The 16,117-nt window shown below is 39.9% G+C and carries 18 protein-coding genes; 12 read left to right on the top strand and 6 right to left on the bottom strand.

Annotation, left to right across the window (positions count from 1 at the left end; translation table 11 throughout):
• Nucleotides 1-54 precede the first annotated feature (54 nt).
• Entirely contained in the window at nt 55-945 is an 891-nt protein-coding gene (locus DK924_RS13590) for a LysR family transcriptional regulator (protein ID WP_109875441.1), read from the bottom strand.
• A gap of 115 nt (nt 946-1,060) precedes the next feature.
• Between DK924_RS13590 and DK924_RS13585 the strand changes: the two genes are divergently transcribed.
• The 6 genes from DK924_RS13585 (at nt 1,061) to DK924_RS13560 (ending at nt 5,171) form a co-directional block, all read left to right on the top strand.
• Nucleotides 1,061-1,465 (top strand): lactoylglutathione lyase, encoded by a 405-nt coding sequence (locus tag DK924_RS13585; protein ID WP_010390477.1) that lies wholly within the window; start codon nt 1,061-1,063, stop codon nt 1,463-1,465.
• Nucleotides 1,466-1,504: 39 nt separating this feature from the next.
• Nucleotides 1,505-2,605 (top strand): alkene reductase, encoded by a 1,101-nt coding sequence (locus DK924_RS13580; RefSeq protein WP_109875440.1) that lies wholly within the window; start codon nt 1,505-1,507, stop codon nt 2,603-2,605.
• Between the two features lie 29 nt (nt 2,606-2,634).
• Complete coding sequence (locus DK924_RS13575) at nt 2,635-3,174, top strand: YbhB/YbcL family Raf kinase inhibitor-like protein (protein WP_010390480.1); 540 nt, start codon at nt 2,635-2,637, stop codon at nt 3,172-3,174.
• A gap of 48 nt (nt 3,175-3,222) precedes the next feature.
• The gene (locus DK924_RS13570; protein WP_309076570.1) at nt 3,223-4,125 is read left to right on the top strand and encodes a polysaccharide deacetylase family protein; all 903 of its coding nucleotides are present in this window, start codon (nt 3,223-3,225) and stop codon (nt 4,123-4,125) included.
• Between the two features lie 197 nt (nt 4,126-4,322).
• Nucleotides 4,323-4,892, top strand: a complete 570-nt coding sequence (locus DK924_RS13565) for a DUF2799 domain-containing protein (RefSeq protein WP_081374117.1) — start codon at nt 4,323-4,325, stop codon at nt 4,890-4,892.
• 30 nt (nt 4,893-4,922) lie between these two features.
• Nucleotides 4,923-5,171, top strand: a complete 249-nt coding sequence (locus DK924_RS13560; protein WP_010390486.1) for a hypothetical protein — start codon at nt 4,923-4,925, stop codon at nt 5,169-5,171.
• A 46-nt stretch (nt 5,172-5,217) separates the two neighbouring features.
• On the opposite strand, the gene DK924_RS13555 is transcribed toward DK924_RS13560, so the two are convergent.
• The 4 genes from DK924_RS13555 to DK924_RS13540 are packed head-to-tail and all read right to left on the bottom strand — an operon-like array spanning nt 5,218 to nt 8,701.
• Entirely contained in the window at nt 5,218-5,718 is a 501-nt protein-coding gene (locus tag DK924_RS13555) for a DUF3299 domain-containing protein (RefSeq protein ID WP_008468279.1), read from the bottom strand.
• Nucleotides 5,719-5,732: 14 nt separating this feature from the next.
• Entirely contained in the window at nt 5,733-6,980 is a 1,248-nt protein-coding gene (locus DK924_RS13550) for an ABC transporter permease (protein WP_109875438.1), read from the bottom strand.
• Nucleotides 6,977-7,663: an ABC transporter ATP-binding protein gene (locus DK924_RS13545; protein WP_109875437.1), complete on the bottom strand. Its 687-nt coding sequence runs from the start codon at nt 7,661-7,663 to the stop codon at nt 6,977-6,979. The genes DK924_RS13550 and DK924_RS13545 overlap by 4 nt, the downstream gene beginning before the upstream one ends.
• Nucleotides 7,664-7,669: 6 nt before the next feature.
• Complete coding sequence (locus DK924_RS13540) at nt 7,670-8,701, bottom strand: CDP-glycerol glycerophosphotransferase family protein (RefSeq protein ID WP_109875436.1); 1,032 nt, start codon at nt 8,699-8,701, stop codon at nt 7,670-7,672.
• Nucleotides 8,702-8,918: 217 nt separating this feature from the next.
• Between DK924_RS13540 and DK924_RS13535 the strand changes: the two genes are divergently transcribed.
• From DK924_RS13535 to DK924_RS13515, 5 genes are all read left to right on the top strand, one after another.
• The gene (locus DK924_RS13535; protein WP_109875435.1) at nt 8,919-10,022 is read left to right on the top strand and encodes a phosphoribosylaminoimidazolesuccinocarboxamide synthase; all 1,104 of its coding nucleotides are present in this window, start codon (nt 8,919-8,921) and stop codon (nt 10,020-10,022) included.
• Between the two features lie 137 nt (nt 10,023-10,159).
• Nucleotides 10,160-10,825, top strand: coding sequence for a methylamine utilization protein (locus tag DK924_RS13530; RefSeq protein ID WP_010390495.1), 666 nt, complete (start codon nt 10,160-10,162; stop codon nt 10,823-10,825).
• Nucleotides 10,815-13,130, top strand: a complete 2,316-nt coding sequence (locus DK924_RS13525) for an EAL domain-containing protein (RefSeq protein WP_054202517.1) — start codon at nt 10,815-10,817, stop codon at nt 13,128-13,130. Before DK924_RS13530 ends, DK924_RS13525 begins: the two co-directional genes overlap by 11 nt.
• Before the next feature lie 13 nt (nt 13,131-13,143).
• Nucleotides 13,144-13,950: a DUF3034 family protein gene (locus DK924_RS13520; RefSeq protein ID WP_375231856.1), complete on the top strand. Its 807-nt coding sequence runs from the start codon at nt 13,144-13,146 to the stop codon at nt 13,948-13,950.
• A complete protein-coding gene (locus DK924_RS13515) occupies nt 13,950-14,369 on the top strand; it encodes a group 1 truncated hemoglobin (RefSeq protein WP_109875433.1) in 420 nt (139 codons plus the stop codon). Before DK924_RS13520 ends, DK924_RS13515 begins: the two co-directional genes overlap by 1 nt.
• A 41-nt stretch (nt 14,370-14,410) precedes the next feature.
• Here DK924_RS13515 and DK924_RS13510 read toward each other — a convergent pair whose 3' ends face one another.
• Entirely contained in the window at nt 14,411-15,154 is a 744-nt protein-coding gene (locus tag DK924_RS13510; RefSeq protein ID WP_109875432.1) for a glycosyltransferase family 25 protein, read from the bottom strand.
• A gap of 131 nt (nt 15,155-15,285) precedes the next feature.
• On the opposite strand from DK924_RS13510, the gene DK924_RS13505 reads away from it, so the two are divergent.
• A complete protein-coding gene (locus DK924_RS13505; protein ID WP_109875431.1) occupies nt 15,286-16,116 on the top strand; it encodes a sulfurtransferase in 831 nt (276 codons plus the stop codon).
• Nucleotide 16,117: the final 1 nt, after the last annotated feature.

Raw genomic sequence — 16,117 nt, 5'->3', positions numbered from 1 at the left:
ATAAAACCTTGGAAGTGCAAACTCTCAAGGTTTTATTTTGTTGGCTGTTTATTGTTAAATTTGCTGCTGAAAAAAATCCATAAATGCGGCAACTTGTCGTGGCTGAAATTGCCTTGATGGGTAAAGAAACTGTAAGCCAACTTGCTGTTTATCTTTATTACTAAAACCGAGAATATAGTCATCAAGTAGCGTCACTAAATTACCCTTAGTCAGATCATCGCTAATATCTACCATTGATTTTAGAGCAATACCTGCACCGTTAATTGCCCACTGTCTGATCACTGCACCATCACTGCTACTCATAGCTACAGGTACGCGAATTACCTCGTCTTTAAAATGCCAATCATGCATCGATTGACCAAATCTCTCCATTACTAAGCAGCGATGATTTAATAAATCGCTTGGTTGTAAAGGTTGGTCATGTATTTTTAAATATTCAGCTGAAGCACATAACACACGTTTATTGGCTTTGATCATTCGGCTAATCAAATTACTATCGGGTAAGTTTCCAAAGCGAATAGCAATATCAATGCCTTCTTCAACTAGATTAACTAAGCCATCGGTTAAATGTAGGTGTGGTTTTACTTGTGGATTCAGTGCTACAAATTTAGCTATTGCAGGGGCAACAAACTGTTTACCAAAGTCAGAGGGTGCGGTTACTTTGAGACTACCCGAAAGAGTGTTTTTACTAAGCTGAATACTTTGCTCTGCGGCATCAATTTCAGCAATCACTCTTAAACAGCCTTGAAAAAAGTGCTCTCCAGCCTCGGTTAATTTAATACTTCGAGTATTACGTATTAAGAGTCGGGTTTGATAGTGATTTTCAAGCTGGTTGATACGTGCCGTCATACTCGCAGGCGATAAACCAATTTTTCGCCCAGCTGCAGCAAGCCCGCCAGAGCGCACCACATGAACAAAAAGCTGCATATCATCAATCTTAGCCATCGTTCCTCACTCTTTATAATTCAGTATTAATGAATAGTGTTTTTGATATTAACTCAATTATCAAATTTAAGTAAATAGTTAAACTGGTTGTACTCATTATCAACAGAGAAAGTTTATGCGTTTAGATCATGTATTAATTTCTAGTTGTGATTACCAGGCGATGCGACAGTTCTTTATAAATTCAGTTGGGCTAGTTGAAGGGTATCGTCCGCCTTTCCCTTTCGAGGGGGCATGGTTATACGGCAGTGATAATGTTGCTTTGATTCATTTGGTTAATGCCACGGGTAATAAAGCGCAACAGGGTTACTTATCAGCATTAAACAGCAAAACCCAAGGCCGAGGAGTGGTAGATCACATTGCCATTCGTAGCATAGGTTATCAAGGATTGAAAAGTCGCTTAGCGCAAACAGGTATAAGCTACTTTGAGCGAACCGTGCCAGAGCTACTAGAGCAGCAAGTATTTATACCTGGACCAGAAGAGATAAAGGTCGAAATGCTATTTAGTAGTGATGAAATTTAATTTAAATCCAGATAAACATTATTTATAAGAGAGTTAGTTATGTCTATTGAATCCTTATTTGAAGTTAAAACCCTCGGTGGCATGGTCACTCAAAATAGAATTGTGATGGCACCTATGACCCGTTCGCGAACTGCGCAACCGGGTGATATTCCCACTGAACTGATGGCCACTTATTATGCGCAGCGTGCTACTGCAGGGCTGATTATTTCTGAAGCAACACAAATTTCTGCTCAGGGCAAAGGTTACTCATTTACGCCAGGTATTTACACGCAAGAACAAATCGAAGGTTGGAAGCAAGTAACACAAGCTGTGCATAAGGAAGGTGGTAAAATATTTTTACAACTTTGGCACGTTGGTCGAATGTCGCACTCTTCATTTCATCATGATGGAACGCCAGTTGCCCCATCTGCACTTGCCCCAGATGCACAAGTTTGGGTGGTAGGCGATGATGGAGAAGGACGGATGCTTGACTGCCCAACCCCACGAGCACTAAGTCTTAAAGAAATTAAAGAAATAGTAAATGATTATAAGCAAGCGGCAATTAACGCGATTGAGGCTGGTTTCGATGGCGTTGAAATACATGGAGGTAACGGGTATTTAATTGATCAGTTTTTAAGACGTTCAGCGAATAAACGCACAGATGAATATGGCGGTAGCCAAGAAAACCGTATTCGTTTTGCCTGTGAAATTATTGGCGCAATTAGTAATGCCATTGGAGCTCATAAAGTGGGTATTAGATTAGCGCCTTTTATCACTCAGCGTGGTATGGGTGATAGTGAAGCAATTGACACTATTTTATTGGCAGCAAAGCAATTTGAGCAAATTGGTATTGCGTATATTCATCTTGCCGAAGCGGACTGGGACGATGCACCTACCGTAACACCAGAGTTTAGAGTCGCACTTCGTCAGTATTTTAGTGGCGCGATTATTGTTGCCGGTAATTATACCGAGCATTCAGGTGCGCAGCTTATTGAACAAGGTCTTGCCGATTACATCGCATTCGGTCGTCATTTTATTGCCAACCCAGACTTACCGTATCGTATTCAAGAGCAACTGCCACTAAACACGATTACCGATGGGAGTACATTGTTTGGCGGTACAGCCAAAGGTTATACCGATTACCCAGCATATCAAAAGTAACTTTTTAACTGAAAATATAAGGGCTAAAAATGGTTAATTTTTCAAACTCAGTAGTTACTTTACTGATCAGCGGGCTGTTTAGTAGTGCCAGTTTTGCGGCTGAATTTAGTTTATCGAGCCCTGATTTACAGCCAGGGCAGGCAATAAAGAGTGAGCAATACTGGAATAGCTTTGGTTGTCAGGGGAGTAATGTTAGGCCACAACTTAAATGGCAAAATGCGCCTAAGAAAGCCAAAAGCTTTGCCGTGACAGTGTATGACAATGACGCACCAACTGGCAGTGGTTTTTGGCACTGGGTAGTACATGATATTCCTCTTACTAGTAACTCACTATCTTCAACGACTTTGCCCAAAGGAGCCATTGAAGGTAATACGGATATGGGGAAGCCCGGATACCTTGGGCCATGTCCACCAGAAGGACGCAAGCATAGCTACACCTATAAAGTGTATGCATTGGATGTAGAAAAATTAGCTGTTCCACAAGGGGCAACAAGTGCACTTACAGGGTTTTTCTTACACCAACACTCTTTGCAAACAGCCGAGATCACAGTAACGGCAGGACCGCGTTAATTAGCTTAGGAGATAAAAATGAAGGCTTTACCTTTACTCATTCTTTTAATGGCACTGTGCAGCAGTAAGCTATTAAATGCAGCCCCACTACCTGAGAAATCAGGTTATTGGCCTGATGATGCACAATTAGTGATTTCTATTTCAATGCAATTTGAAGCAACAGCACAAGATAGCTCTGATGCAGGGCCGTTTCCTCAAATAGAGCAGGGTTATCACGATACTATTTCGCCTACTTGGTATCAGTATGGGATGAATGAAGGGATCCCGCGATTACTTGATCTATGGGATAAACATAATATTAAAGTTACCTCTCATATGGTGGGCAGGGCTGTGGAATTAAATCCAGCACTTGCTAAAGAAGTGGTTTCGCGAGGGCATGAAGCATCGGGTCACGGCCAAACATGGACACCACAATATTCGATGAGTGTTGAACAAGAGCGGGCTTCATATATTAAAAGTGCAGATATTATCGAAAAAGTGACAGGCATGCGGCCGGTTGGCTTTAATGCATTTTGGATGAGACACTCAAAAAATACACTTACGCTTTTGCAAGAGCTGGGGTTTATTTATCATATTGATGATCTATCGCGTGATGAGCCTTCTTTTACACCAGTAAATAATAAGCCTTTTGTGGTTGTACCTTATACTTTTCGTAATAACGACATTGTGCGCTATTCAGGAAGCACAGCTATGACGGCTCGAGCCTACTTGCAAGAGTTAAAGGATGAGTTTGACGTGTTATACGCTGAAGGAAAACACAGAAGACGAATGATGTCGATAAGTGCTCATGACCGTATTGCAGGAACGCCTGCACGGGTAAAAGCGCTTGATGATTTTATCCAGTATGCAAAACAGCATACTGGTGTTAAGTTCATGCGAAAAGATAACATAGCCCGTTGGATAATGAAGCAAAATAATGTGCCTACTAATCCGGCTCAGACGGCTAGATAAAGGAAACATCTATGAGGCAGCTTTTTAATACCATAAGTATGCCTCATGTGATTTTTTGAGGTGAAGGAGTTAAGTTGTTGTCGTAAATTTTAAACTTCAACGGAATTAGAATAGCTTGTTACATTTTTATTATTCACTTTAAACGAATATCTCTTAAAATAGGTACTTGAATAGTCTATAACACTTTAGGAAATAGCATGTTTAGCCGATGTATATTCATTTTATTTGTACTATCTCTATCAGGATGCTCTTCTTTGTCTCAGGATGAATGTATACAGGCCAATTGGACAAACCTAGGCTTTAGTCATGGCGAGCAAGGGTATACATTTGAACATGGCAGAGAAATTATATCCGCTTGTAGTGAGTTTGGTATCACTGCAAAATTAGATGATTATAAGGTTGGTTACAAGCAGGGGCTCGCAGCCTTTTGTGAGCCTGAAAATGGCTTTACCCTGGGCTTACGAGGGGATGCGTATAACGGGGTTTGTAATGACACACAGTTTAGAAAAGCATGGCAAGAGGGTAATGAGCGTTATCAATTTGAAGCAAGGAAAGCTGAGATAGATGATCGACTTAATAATATTAATTGGCGGTTGCAATCTATTAGTAATGAATTAGCGAGTGATAAACCGTCAAGCAGCCAAAGTAAAGAGTTACGCCGAGAAAGAGAACAGTTAGAGAGAGAACGTCGTGATTTAAGAAAAGAAAAAGCACTTTTACCATTACTCAACAAGTTTCCTTCATGGCATTTTGAGTATGAACTATAGTTTATAACATATCCTTTTACGGTGATTAATATGAAAGTAATATCAATTTTAATAACATTTCTGATCCTCAGTGGGTGTGCGTCAAAAGAAATGCCAGACGGTTATGGAAATGAAGTATTTGCGGAGCATGAGTGCTTAGGTGGTGAAGTTGAAACAGACTATAGCTATACAATTTTTAGCTCTGACGAAGATGAAAGCAATAAGAGTACGGTGAAGTCGACTTGTCATCCAGTGAAAACTCAGTCTGAACTTGAGCGAGATATAAGGACGGGTGGTTGATAGAACAAAATAAAACCCACTTTAAAAGTGGGTTTTATTTTAAGAATTAAAGCTCAAAGGGAGCAACACCGACAGCTTGCATTTGATAACCCACTTGGGCTATTTCGCCAGACCAAGTTTGCGTCTTAATAACGCCCGTTACAACAATCGCATCATATAAGCTATCGATAGGCACACCGCCTTTAATAGTTACATGAACCAGCTGGTTTGGCGGTGGGGGTGGCACATGAATACAGGCACCAAAGTAAGGGACTAATAAAAACTCGGTAATAAGTTCGCTGTCACCTTCAAGTGGCACAACAAACCCAGGTAAGCTAACAGACTGCCCATCAAGTGCTTTAACAACCGGCGCGTCCAAATCAGGTTGTACCCAGTTTTGCTCACTGCCTTCGTGATTAGCTTGTGCTTGGGTATCTATTTGCACATGCCCTTGTGGGATCAAGTCTTCCCAAAAAATTTCCTTCGGGGGATTTGCAATGCTAGCAAAGCTAATTAGCACTGCACTTAATAGCATTAAAGAGTGTGTAGTTACTTTAAACAACGTCATGATCATCCTAAAGTTTATATTTTTATACTCATACCATCACTAAGAGAATAAAAGTAAGCGCGTGTAGCGGGGATCAAGCCAATAATGAATCCCGCAGCCATAATAACGCCAATCAAAGTGAGTTCATAGTCAGAGAGCATACTGATATTAATGCTCACTCCTGCTTGGCTTTGTAAGTAACCCGCGGTTGTGCCCATAAGCGCATAAAATAGAGTACAGCCTACTAAGCAACCTAAAAAGGTAGTGAGCAGTGATTCTATACTGATCAGTGAAAATAATTGCCAAGGGCGGGCGCCCACAGAACGTAATATTGCCAGTTCTCTGCGGCGTTGATTAAGGTTAGCCAGCAGTGTGGTTAACATGCCGAGCAAGCTAATAATGACCACCACAAATGAAAATAGCAATAGGATCTTTTCTATTATTGCCAGCATTTCCCAAAGCTCTTTTAGTGTGACTGTAGGCATAATCGCTAATAAAGGCTCTGGCTTAAATTGGTTTATGTTACGCCTAATTTGTAGCGTATAAAGCGGTGAGTCGAAGCCCATTAAAAAGGCAGTAATTTGTTTTGGATGGCCAACTAGTGCGTGACTCGAGTGGTCATGATGATCGTCATGATCATGATGGCCGCCACCATGAATCAATTCAATTGCCGCCAGCGGCACATGCAATGTTTTATCAACAGGGGTGCCAGTAGGCTTTAAAATACCAACAACTTTGAAGGGGTTATCGTCATGATGATGAAAGCTAGTATTGCCCATACCATGAGAAATCACGATTTCATCACCAATTTTATAGGCCAGTTTACTTGCAACCTCACTCCCTATAACAACTTCATTGATGCTAGAAAAAGCCTGTCCTTGTGTAAATGCTAAGGGCTGTTTTTTAGCAAATCGATAGTGCTTAAAATAATCAAGTGTGGTGCCTAAAACTGCTTGTCCTTTATGGCTATCACCAAGGCTGATAGGAATGCTCCATTTAACCCCGCGTTGTTTTATTATGTATTGATAACTTTGCCAGCTCACCCCATTATTAGTGTGGCCAATTCTAAACACCGAGGACAGTAGTAATTGAATATCGCCAGTACGTGCGCCAACAATTAAATCGGTACCCGAAATGGTATTACTAAAACTACTTTTAGCATCTACGCGAACGCGCTCAATACTGAGTAATAACATGACGCTAATCGCAATAGTGAGCAATGTCAGTAATACACTGGCACGTCTATTTAGCAAACTTTTATAGGCAAGTTTAAATAAAATCATACATCACCTTGTAAATTTACTAAGTCGATAGTGCGGCTAAAGAGTGGCTTTAATGTTTCATCGTGACTGACAAAAACAAGCGTGCTGTTACTTTTTTTTGCTTGTTCAAATAGCAGTTTAATAAAGCTTTCACGATTTTGCGTATCAAGTGCTGAAGTAGGCTCATCGGCAATGATAAGTTCAGGACTGCCTATAAATGCACGTGCTGCGGCAACTCGCTGTTGTTGCCCAATACTTAAAGTGGCAACATTTTGATTATGAAAGTGCGGCTCCAACCCAAGTGCGTTGAGAAGTCGGGCGGCTTCTTTAGTTAAACTATCAGTTTGGTTGAGTACGTGCTGCTGACGCTTTTTCGAAAATTGGCATCCTAAACATACATTTTCTAATGGGGTTAAATAAGGTAGTAAATTAAAGTTTTGGAAAATATAGCCAATATGATCAGCTCTAAATGCATCGCGCTGTGCATTGGTAAGCGCACTTAGGTTTTGGTTCAAAACACAAAGTTGGCCGCTAGTGGTTACATTAATGCCTGCCAGTAGTGCCAGTAAGGTAGATTTACCACTACCGCTTGGCCCATGTAAAAAAACATGTTCACCTTCATCAATGGCGAGTTGCTCAATAGTGAGAGTGGGGCTGGCTGCTTTTTTATGCCATTTAAAAGATACATTTTCAAGGTTGATCATAACGGCTTACCAACTCCAATAGTTAAGTCTTTTGCGCATTTTAAATTGTCTAAGAAGATTAAGCGGTTTAGCTTTGAGCTTTTCATCACTATGCAACAGTTCATTGGTTGCGCAAAGTACTCGTTGGCTTGACTTACCATCTGCGTATGGGTGTAATTCTTGGCAAAAGGCTTCAATATTATCCACCAGTTCTTTTGGATAAGTTAGTGCATAGTCTATTGCGGCTTCAACGTTATTTTTATCTGTAATATCAAGTAAGTGTTTTTCAGGTGCTTTATTACAAAACGTTACAACCGGTTTTCGTTGTACCAAAAACATCAGTAATATGGATGAAGTATCGCACAGCATTACATCAGCAGATTGCAGTAATGGAATAACATTATCTGTTTCAACAAAGGTTAGATTGTCATTACTCAACGCTTGGTATTTATCAACCCACTCTTGCGGCATTTTTGGATGAAACTGAACTAATAGCCGCCATTTACCGCTTTCACTAAAGTGTTTTATTTGTTCATAAAGTTTAGGTGCAAGAGATAAGCGTTTTGAAAATGTAGAACAGATTAACACCGTTGGGCGAGAGTCTTTACTTAAATAAGGATTACTTGCATGATCATTAAACAGAGGATCTAGTGTGGGCCAACCAGTTTCTGAAACTTGGAAAAAGCCATGCTTTTTAGCAAGCTCTTGAAACCTTAAAGTCGTATTAGGTCCTTGTGTACAATATAAATCAAAACAACCTCTAATATTGAAATGGTCTTCTTTACCTTTTCTGTTTAGCTTTCCAGAATTAAAACCATGAAATACAGCTACTTTTTTTCCTGGAATAAAGCTTGGAATAGTATTGCCTGGTATGAAAACAGCATCTGGCTCCCAATCTTTTATACTTTTGACTGATTCAAGGCGATGTTCAGTTGGTTTTAAAAACTTAGGGTCTACTTCATCACCCTCTAAGAACCATTTAACTTCCCCTCCTTGAGCTAATATTTCTGCTTGCAATGGCCTTAAAATAGCATAGGAATAATTTTGAGAAATATACATTAAATATTTCTTATTCTTAGTGGCAGTTAAATAGTTCAAGCTAGCTCCTTAGGGCAAGTAATCATGCAAGTTTACCCCAATGCGTCAGCTAGATAAATATTCTGAGATGATTTGTTTTTAGCCTAAGATTGAGCTTTGTGGTTGCCTAGATTATTATAGAGCGCCTAACCCCAATTCCATACTTTGCTCTTTGAGCATGCCAAACCCCGGAGATAGCATGACTAGCTATAAAGTTTTAGACGTAAACGATGACTTACCCATTCGTACTAAAGGTAAAGTACACAGTGGCAAAGTGCGTTCAGTTTATTGGTTAACTGATGCAGATAGCAAACGCTTAATAAATGAAAAAGGCTATAACGTTCCTGCCGATACTGAATTAGCCATTATGGTTATTTCAGACAGAATTTCTGCTTTTGATTGCATATGGCAAGGTGAAAATGGCCTAAATGGCGTTCCTGGTAAAGGGATTGCATTAAACTCAGTGGCTGCTCATTGGTTTAACATGTTTAATGAAGCCGGTTTGGCGGGTAATCATATTGTTGATATTCCTCATCCATACGTATGGATTGTTCGTAAAGCCAGTACAGTTAAAGTTGAAGCGATTGCTCGTCAATATATTACCGGCAGTATGTGGCGCGACTACGCCAAAGGCGAAAGACACTTTTGTGGTTTGCAACTTCCAGAAGGCTTAAAAGCGAATCAAAAGCTTGAGCAAGTACTTATAACTCCTTCTACTAAAGGTATTATAGAAGGGGTTGCTGATATTCCTGCCGTAGATGATGTAAACATCACTCGTGAAAATATTACGAACAACTTAGATGTTTTCAATTTTAAATCGGCTGACGATGTCGCCAAATACGAAAAATTATTGGTAGAAGGATTCGAGTTAATCAGTGGTGAGTTAGCTAAGCTAGGGCAAATTTTCGTCGATACTAAATTTGAATTTGGTTATGTAGAAGATTTAAATGGTGTGCAGCAACTTATTTATATTGATGAAGTAGGGACACCAGATTCATCGCGTATTTGGGATGAAGCATCTTATAAGAATGGCAAAATTGTTGAAAATTCAAAGGAAGGTTTTCGTCAGCTGTTAATTAATAACGTACCAGAGAGTGATGTATTATTAAATAAAGACCGTATGGCTGAGCGTGAGCAGCTAGCAAAAGATTATATTTTACCTGAGTCAGTAATGCTTGAAGTGTCTGACACTTATGTGGGTATCGCTAGCAAAATTATCGGTAAAGAGATCGTTATACCCAATGATCCGCGCCAAGAAGTGATTGCAATTTTAGATACTGACTACGGGTTAATCGTTAATTAGCGAAGTAAGTAGACAGGCATAGCAATGCTCATTTTTACTAGTAAAAAAGTATTTATTTTAACTAACTGAGCTATAATTCTTGCAATTAGTGCTCGTCTCTAATTAACTTAACCTATAGTGAATATTTAGGTGTGATTATGTTAGAGCGGGCAATGCAAGTTATTGCAAAACGTCGTTATTTATTAGTACTGGGTGCATTGTTTAGTGTGTCGGCCTTTGGCAATACTATTAATTTGGTTATTAAAGATCAGCATGACCAAGTATTGCCTAATGCTGTCGTAGAAATAAATCATTTACCTTCCTCAAAAACTACGGGCAATTTACCCACGGCGGTAATGGATCAAGTTGATAAACAGTTTTCACCACAGCTACTTATTGTGCATCAAGGTCAGTACGTTAACTTTCCAAATAGCGATAATATTCGCCACCATGTATATTCTTTTTCAAAAGCAAAGCCCTTTCAATTAAAGCTCTATTCTGGTCAGCCAGAAGATCCCATTAAGTTTGATAATCAAGGGGTTGTTGTTCTAGGCTGCAATATCCACGATTCTATGGTGGGCTATATTTATGTCGCTAATAGTAATCATGTGTATACCAGCAACGAGCAAGGCCAAATAAAGCTACAAGTTGACTCTTTTCCTGTGCAAGCCAGTGTCTGGCATTCACTGCAAACAGCGACTTTGGATAATAAAAAAATGTTTGATATAAAATCAACCAGCCCGGTATCAATCACTATAAATACGTCTACGCCTGCACCACGTAACACCTTTGGCAGTCAATTTAGGGAAGGTAATGGGCAATAATTTACGTAGCCGTATAACAACGTTATGCGTTGGCTTGGTGTTACTTACAACTTTACTCAGCTTAGTGAGTTTTTGGTGGTCTACGAGTAAGTTTCAGGCAGAAAAAGTACAGCAAAATATAACGGTTGCGCAAAGCGTTTATAAGCAATATTTAAAATCAAAAGAGAGCTTGCTATTAACTGCTGCAAAGGTGTTAACCGCTGATTTTGGTTTTAAGCAGGCAGTTGCTACTCGCGATGCAGCCACCATTAGTAGTGTATTATACAATCATAGCCAACGGATCAATGCCGATTTAATGCTGTTGCTCGATTTATCGGGGCGGTTAGTGTCTGCTAATGTGAATGCACAAAATTTTGCAGATAACCTACAGCCCTTGATGGATGAATTATTAAATAATTCTGAACAATCGAGCTTTGTAGTGTTAAATAATCAGCTCTATCAAGTAATATTATTGCCAGTTAAAACTCCCAGAACTATCGCTTACAGCTTAGTCGGGTTCAAAATCACATCGGCTGTGACTACTGAGCTGAAAAGCTTAACCGGTATGGAGGTTAGCTTTGTTGCGCAATTAGATAGTTTTGCAGCAAGCTCGTTTGCACCTCAACCTGAAAAATTTCAACCTATAGAATACTTTGAAAATAAAACTACAGCTCGTTTTTTTGCTGAATATTTGGCCTATGAAAATCAACAAATAGCTTTACCATCTTTGCAATCACACCCGGTCACCTTACTACTAAGTGCTGATTTAACCTCAAGTTATCGAGATATTGAGCAACTATTGCTAACGCTAGTTACATTGGCCGTGCTAACCATGTTATTTGGTGTGATCACCAGTAGTTTGCTTGCCAATAACTTAACCAGCGGACTTACACAGTTAGCGGTTATCGCAAGGCAATTTGCCAAAGGTGACTACCGATTTAAATTTGAAGGTAAAAAACAAAGCAGCGAAATAGCAACGCTAGTCAGCGCCTTTAATAACATGGGTAATGATATTAATAAGCGTGAGCAGCAAATTAGTTTTCAAGCACATCACGATACCTTAACAGGGTTTTATAACCGTTCAGCTATGTTAGATTTATTGGCAAAGCAGCTCACTAAAGATAGATGCTACACGCTTGTTGCTATTGATATAAAAGGCTTAAGACACATAAACGACAAGCTTGGTCCGCAAGTAGGAGATGAGTGTTTAATTGCGGTGGCAAACCGTATTCGTCAATTCTCTGATGAGCTTGGAGGATTTCATGCACGAATTGGCGGTGATGAGTTTTTAACGGTTTACCCCAGTGTGGAGGCTGACCAAGTAAAATGTGCTGTAGCCGATTTGATTGAGCAATTACAGGCACCTTATCAGATTAAAAGCTTAAAAATAAGTTTGCGTTTTAACGCTGGGATTGTGCAGTACCCTGGACAAGGCGTTAAAGCGGACGATTTAATGCGGCGTGTACTCATTGCTGTTGATGCGGCTACAACAAGCCAACAAAGCTTACATTACTACCAAGATGGTGAAGATGAGGCGCACTTAGACCGTTTAATCATGCTTGATGAGCTCAAACAAGCGATTGATGATGATAACGGGCAACTGTTTATGACTTATCAGCCTAAGTTGAATATTAAAAGTCAGAAAATTGATAAGGTTGAGTCACTTATTCGTTGGCAACGTGATGATGGGAGTTGGGTTTCGCCTGAAGTGTTCATTGATTTAGCTGAGCAGTCAGGATTAATTGTGGAACTAACTGCCTGGGTTGTCGATACAGTTATTGCGCAAATAGCCGATTGGTATAAAAAAGGGATTCACTTACAGGCAGCCATTAATGTGTCAGCCCAAGATATTGCGCATGCGGGATTTCATAATTTGTTAGTCGCGACCTTAAAGAAATATCATGTAAGCCCAAGTTCTGTCACTATTGAGTTGACGGAGCGCGATATGATCGAAAATGAAGCTCAAGGTATCAAAGCGTTAGAGAACTTAAAAACTATCGGTGTTAAAATATCACTAGACGATTACGGTGTCGGGCAAACATCATTGGGGCGATTAAAAATGTTACCTATTGATGAGCTTAAGCTAGATAAATGCTTTATTTTAACTTTGCATGAGTCACAAAAAGATCAATACATAGTGCGCTCGTCAATCACACTTGGACACCAACTTGGGTTTTCAGTGGTGGCCGAGGGCGTAGAAACGGCAGCGTCTTTATCATTGCTTCATGAAATGCAATGCGATCATGCACAAGGTTACTACTTGAGTCGTCCTTTAAAAGCACAACAACTAGAACAATGGTTAGAGGAATATCAGGGTGTACATTAAATTTTTACTGAGCATGACACTCTTATTTTGCAGTACGCTAACTGTAGCTGCAACGGGAAAACTATTAGCAACACCGGGCGTGTCTCAAGTTGAAGGCAGTGCAGGAGGAGGGTTAGTTCCTTGGGCGCAGCTAGCAGGTTATGCTAGTGAGGACGAATGGGCTGTTAATGGCTTTTGTAGTCGTGCTGATGTAACAGATTACCGCCTAGATGCCTGTGGTGTGCAGCTTAACCTATTTAATCGTGTTGAACTGAGTTATGCAGTGCAGCAGTTTGATGTGCCTGCGCTCAATACAGAAATAGAGCAGTCAATTTCTGGGGCAAAAATTCGTTTATATGGTGATGTAGTTTACAGTAAATGGCCACAACTAAGTATGGGTGTGCAGCATAAGTCACTGGATGATGGCACAGTTGCAAATTTGGTTGGTGCAAAAAATACCAGTGGTACAGATGTGTACCTAGCAGCCAGTAAATTACATTTGGGTGCACTTGCTGGATACAACTGGTTTTGGAATGTGACCACTCGTTACAGTAAAGCCAATCAGTTAGGGCTTTTAGGATATGGAGGGGCTAATGAAGGTAGCCATATTTTACTAGAAGCAAGTAGTGCGGTGTTTGTAAGTCGTGAACTTGCTATTGGCATTGAGTATCGACAAAAAGCCAATAACCTAGGTTTAGGCGAACAAGATTGGCGCGATTTATTTATAGCGTGGATGCCTAATAAACATGTCAGTGTAACGGCGGCCTATTTAGACTTAGGGCGGATTGCTGGTGTTGATAAACAAACCGGCTGGTATTTATCGGTTACGGGGTATTGGTAATGAAACTGAGTGTATTTATTTTTTGTTGTTTAAGCTTACTTTCAGGGTGTACAACACAACCTAACACTTCTCTGTATCACCAACTTGGCGAGCGAGCTGGGCTTGAAAAGTTAACTGACAGTTTTATTGCCCAAATAGGTAATGACAAGCAGGTATTTCATTACTTTGAACACAGTAATATTAGCCATTTTCGACAAGGGTTTATTAGCCATTTATGTTCGCTGGTTGAGGGTCCTTGTGAATACAAAGGCGACTCGATGGTTGCGATTCATACAGGTATGAATATAAATGAAAAAGACTTCAATCACGTTGTCGATTTATTAATAAATGCAATGAACGAGCAAAATATCTCACATACAGTGCAAAATGAAATTTTAGCTAAAATGGCGCCATTGCGTGGCGAAATTATTAAGATTTAATTTTTATAATCAAATGCATACATGTAAAAATATGCTGGGTATTACTCACTTGTAATTTTGGCAAGATCCGCAGTTTTATATCGTCTTTGCCTATGAATACTCGATCTATGAATTAAATTTCTGATAAATGTACTGCGGTTGGAATGAGAGCCTGCATTAGCGCTTGTTATTTCACTAATAAAGCTTCGATCTTCGGCAACAGGATAGGGTTTTATGCCTATCATATTTAGGCCTACTTCAGTGTGAAACTGCATATCGACATCCACCGGTCTAAAAAACGGTTTTCTTTGCAGTAGTTTTTTAGCGCCGCTTAGTGAAATGATGTAGCCTTGAGTGCCGTTTGGTGCTTTTTTATAGTTGCCAACTGTTAGGTTATTTTCTAATAGCTTACTGTCAATAAATGGAAAGTTTCGATTATCAGATAACTTGATTAAATCCCAGTTTTTTAATTTAAGCGCCGCATCAACAACATCTTTAAGTGAAGCTTCAATGAAAAGGTCATCCTCTAATACAACACAATAAGCGATATTTTCATCGACCATTTTTTGCCAAAGGCGCATATGGCTTACATAGCAACCAATTTCACCTGCAGATAGGTTGCGATTGTAACGTTTTTTATTTTTTTTCGGGCAATACCACTTGAGGATTTCTTGTTCACTAAGGTTTTTGCCAATGGTCGCTTCAAAACGTTCAGCATTTAAGTGTAGACTGGTAAGTCGCTTTAGGGTTGTTTCCCAACGGTCTTCGCAGCCTTGCATATTGATAATGTAAAAAGGGATTGGCATAATTTTATTTTATTTAGAAACCTCAAAGCAGCTATTTTAGCATTATTATAATTTGTAACCAGTCTAAATTCTGTTTATAAACAGGCTGTAATAATATATAGCTATTTCATTTCCTTAAATTTGGCAAGACGATGAAAAACATAGTCAGTGCAAAATGGTTACATGCGCGTTTAGAGCAAACTAACTTAGTTATTTTTGATACAGGTATGCTACGCCCCTCAGCTGCAGGGGAGTACTCGCCCGTTGCTATGCTACCCAAAGCACAACGGTTTGATATCAAAAAAGAGCTCGCAGATACTTCAAACCCATTACCCAATACCTTGTGTAGTGCAGAGCAATTTACTCAGGTGATGCAAAAAGCAGGCGTTAATCACGACTCATTGGTGGTGATTTATGAAGATGCGGGGTTATTCAGTGCAGCTAGAGCCTGGTGGATGTTTAAAGCCATGGGGTTTAATAACGTAAAAGTGCTCAGTGGTGGTTTAGCCAAGTGGCTTGAACTCGGGCTTGCGGTTGAGTCAAACTATACGCAAGCATCACTAAAAGGCGACTTTATTGCTCATTACCAGCCTGGTTACTTTATTGATAAAAAACAGGTGCTAAGTGCTACTAAGGATGCCAATACAGTTATTTTAGATGCGCGTGCTTATGAGCGCTTTACCGGTAAAAATAAAGAGCCAAGAGCGGGTATGCGCAGCGGCCACATTATTAATAGCTACTCGCTACCTTTAACTAGTTTATTAGAAAATGGCGAGGCAAAATCACTCGACTTTATACAAACACAGTTTAGTGAATTAGTCGGTAATGCAACCCAGATACAGTTTAGCTGCGGTTCGGGTGTTACTGCCTGTGCACTTGCACTGTTCGCTGATGAATGCGGATATAATAATTTAAGTGTTTACGACGGCTCCTGGAGTGAGTGGGGCGCTGATAGCTCACTGCCTATTGCTGTGGGTGGCTAAT

Origin of the sequence: Pseudoalteromonas sp. meg-B1 (genome assembly GCF_003173795.1) — a bacterium.
Lineage (GTDB): Bacteria > Pseudomonadota > Gammaproteobacteria > Enterobacterales > Alteromonadaceae > Pseudoalteromonas > Pseudoalteromonas undina.
The sequence above is the reverse complement of the archived record's forward strand: the minus strand, read 5'-3'. Positions and strand labels throughout refer to the sequence as shown.

Bases quoted from the DNA above. Each gene is read 5' to 3' on its own strand.
- DK924_RS13550 (WP_109875438.1), bottom strand. From the start codon at position 6,980: ATGATTTTATTTAAACTTGCCTATAAAAGTTTGCTAAATAGACGTGCC.
- DK924_RS13570 (WP_309076570.1), top strand. From the start codon at position 3,223: ATGGCACTGTGCAGCAGTAAGCTATTAAATGCAGCCCCACTACCTGAG.
- DK924_RS13590 (WP_109875441.1), bottom strand. From the start codon at position 945: ATGGCTAAGATTGATGATATGCAGCTTTTTGTTCATGTGGTGCGCTCT.
- DK924_RS13535 (WP_109875435.1), top strand. From the start codon at position 8,919: ATGACTAGCTATAAAGTTTTAGACGTAAACGATGACTTACCCATTCGT.
- DK924_RS13530 (WP_010390495.1), top strand. From the start codon at position 10,160: ATGTTAGAGCGGGCAATGCAAGTTATTGCAAAACGTCGTTATTTATTA.
- DK924_RS13525 (WP_054202517.1), top strand. From the start codon at position 10,815: ATGGGCAATAATTTACGTAGCCGTATAACAACGTTATGCGTTGGCTTG.
- DK924_RS13505 (WP_109875431.1), top strand. From the start codon at position 15,286: ATGAAAAACATAGTCAGTGCAAAATGGTTACATGCGCGTTTAGAGCAA.
- DK924_RS13580 (WP_109875440.1), top strand. From the start codon at position 1,505: ATGTCTATTGAATCCTTATTTGAAGTTAAAACCCTCGGTGGCATGGTC.
- DK924_RS13510 (WP_109875432.1), bottom strand. From the start codon at position 15,154: ATGCCAATCCCTTTTTACATTATCAATATGCAAGGCTGCGAAGACCGT.
- DK924_RS13520 (WP_375231856.1), top strand. From the start codon at position 13,144: ATGACACTCTTATTTTGCAGTACGCTAACTGTAGCTGCAACGGGAAAA.
- DK924_RS13575 (WP_010390480.1), top strand. From the start codon at position 2,635: ATGGTTAATTTTTCAAACTCAGTAGTTACTTTACTGATCAGCGGGCTG.
- DK924_RS13555 (WP_008468279.1), bottom strand. From the start codon at position 5,718: ATGACGTTGTTTAAAGTAACTACACACTCTTTAATGCTATTAAGTGCA.
- DK924_RS13515 (WP_109875433.1), top strand. From the start codon at position 13,950: ATGAAACTGAGTGTATTTATTTTTTGTTGTTTAAGCTTACTTTCAGGG.
- DK924_RS13540 (WP_109875436.1), bottom strand. From the start codon at position 8,701: ATGTATATTTCTCAAAATTATTCCTATGCTATTTTAAGGCCATTGCAA.
- DK924_RS13545 (WP_109875437.1), bottom strand. From the start codon at position 7,663: ATGATCAACCTTGAAAATGTATCTTTTAAATGGCATAAAAAAGCAGCC.
- DK924_RS13560 (WP_010390486.1), top strand. From the start codon at position 4,923: ATGAAAGTAATATCAATTTTAATAACATTTCTGATCCTCAGTGGGTGT.
- DK924_RS13565 (WP_081374117.1), top strand. From the start codon at position 4,323: ATGTTTAGCCGATGTATATTCATTTTATTTGTACTATCTCTATCAGGA.
- DK924_RS13585 (WP_010390477.1), top strand. From the start codon at position 1,061: ATGCGTTTAGATCATGTATTAATTTCTAGTTGTGATTACCAGGCGATG.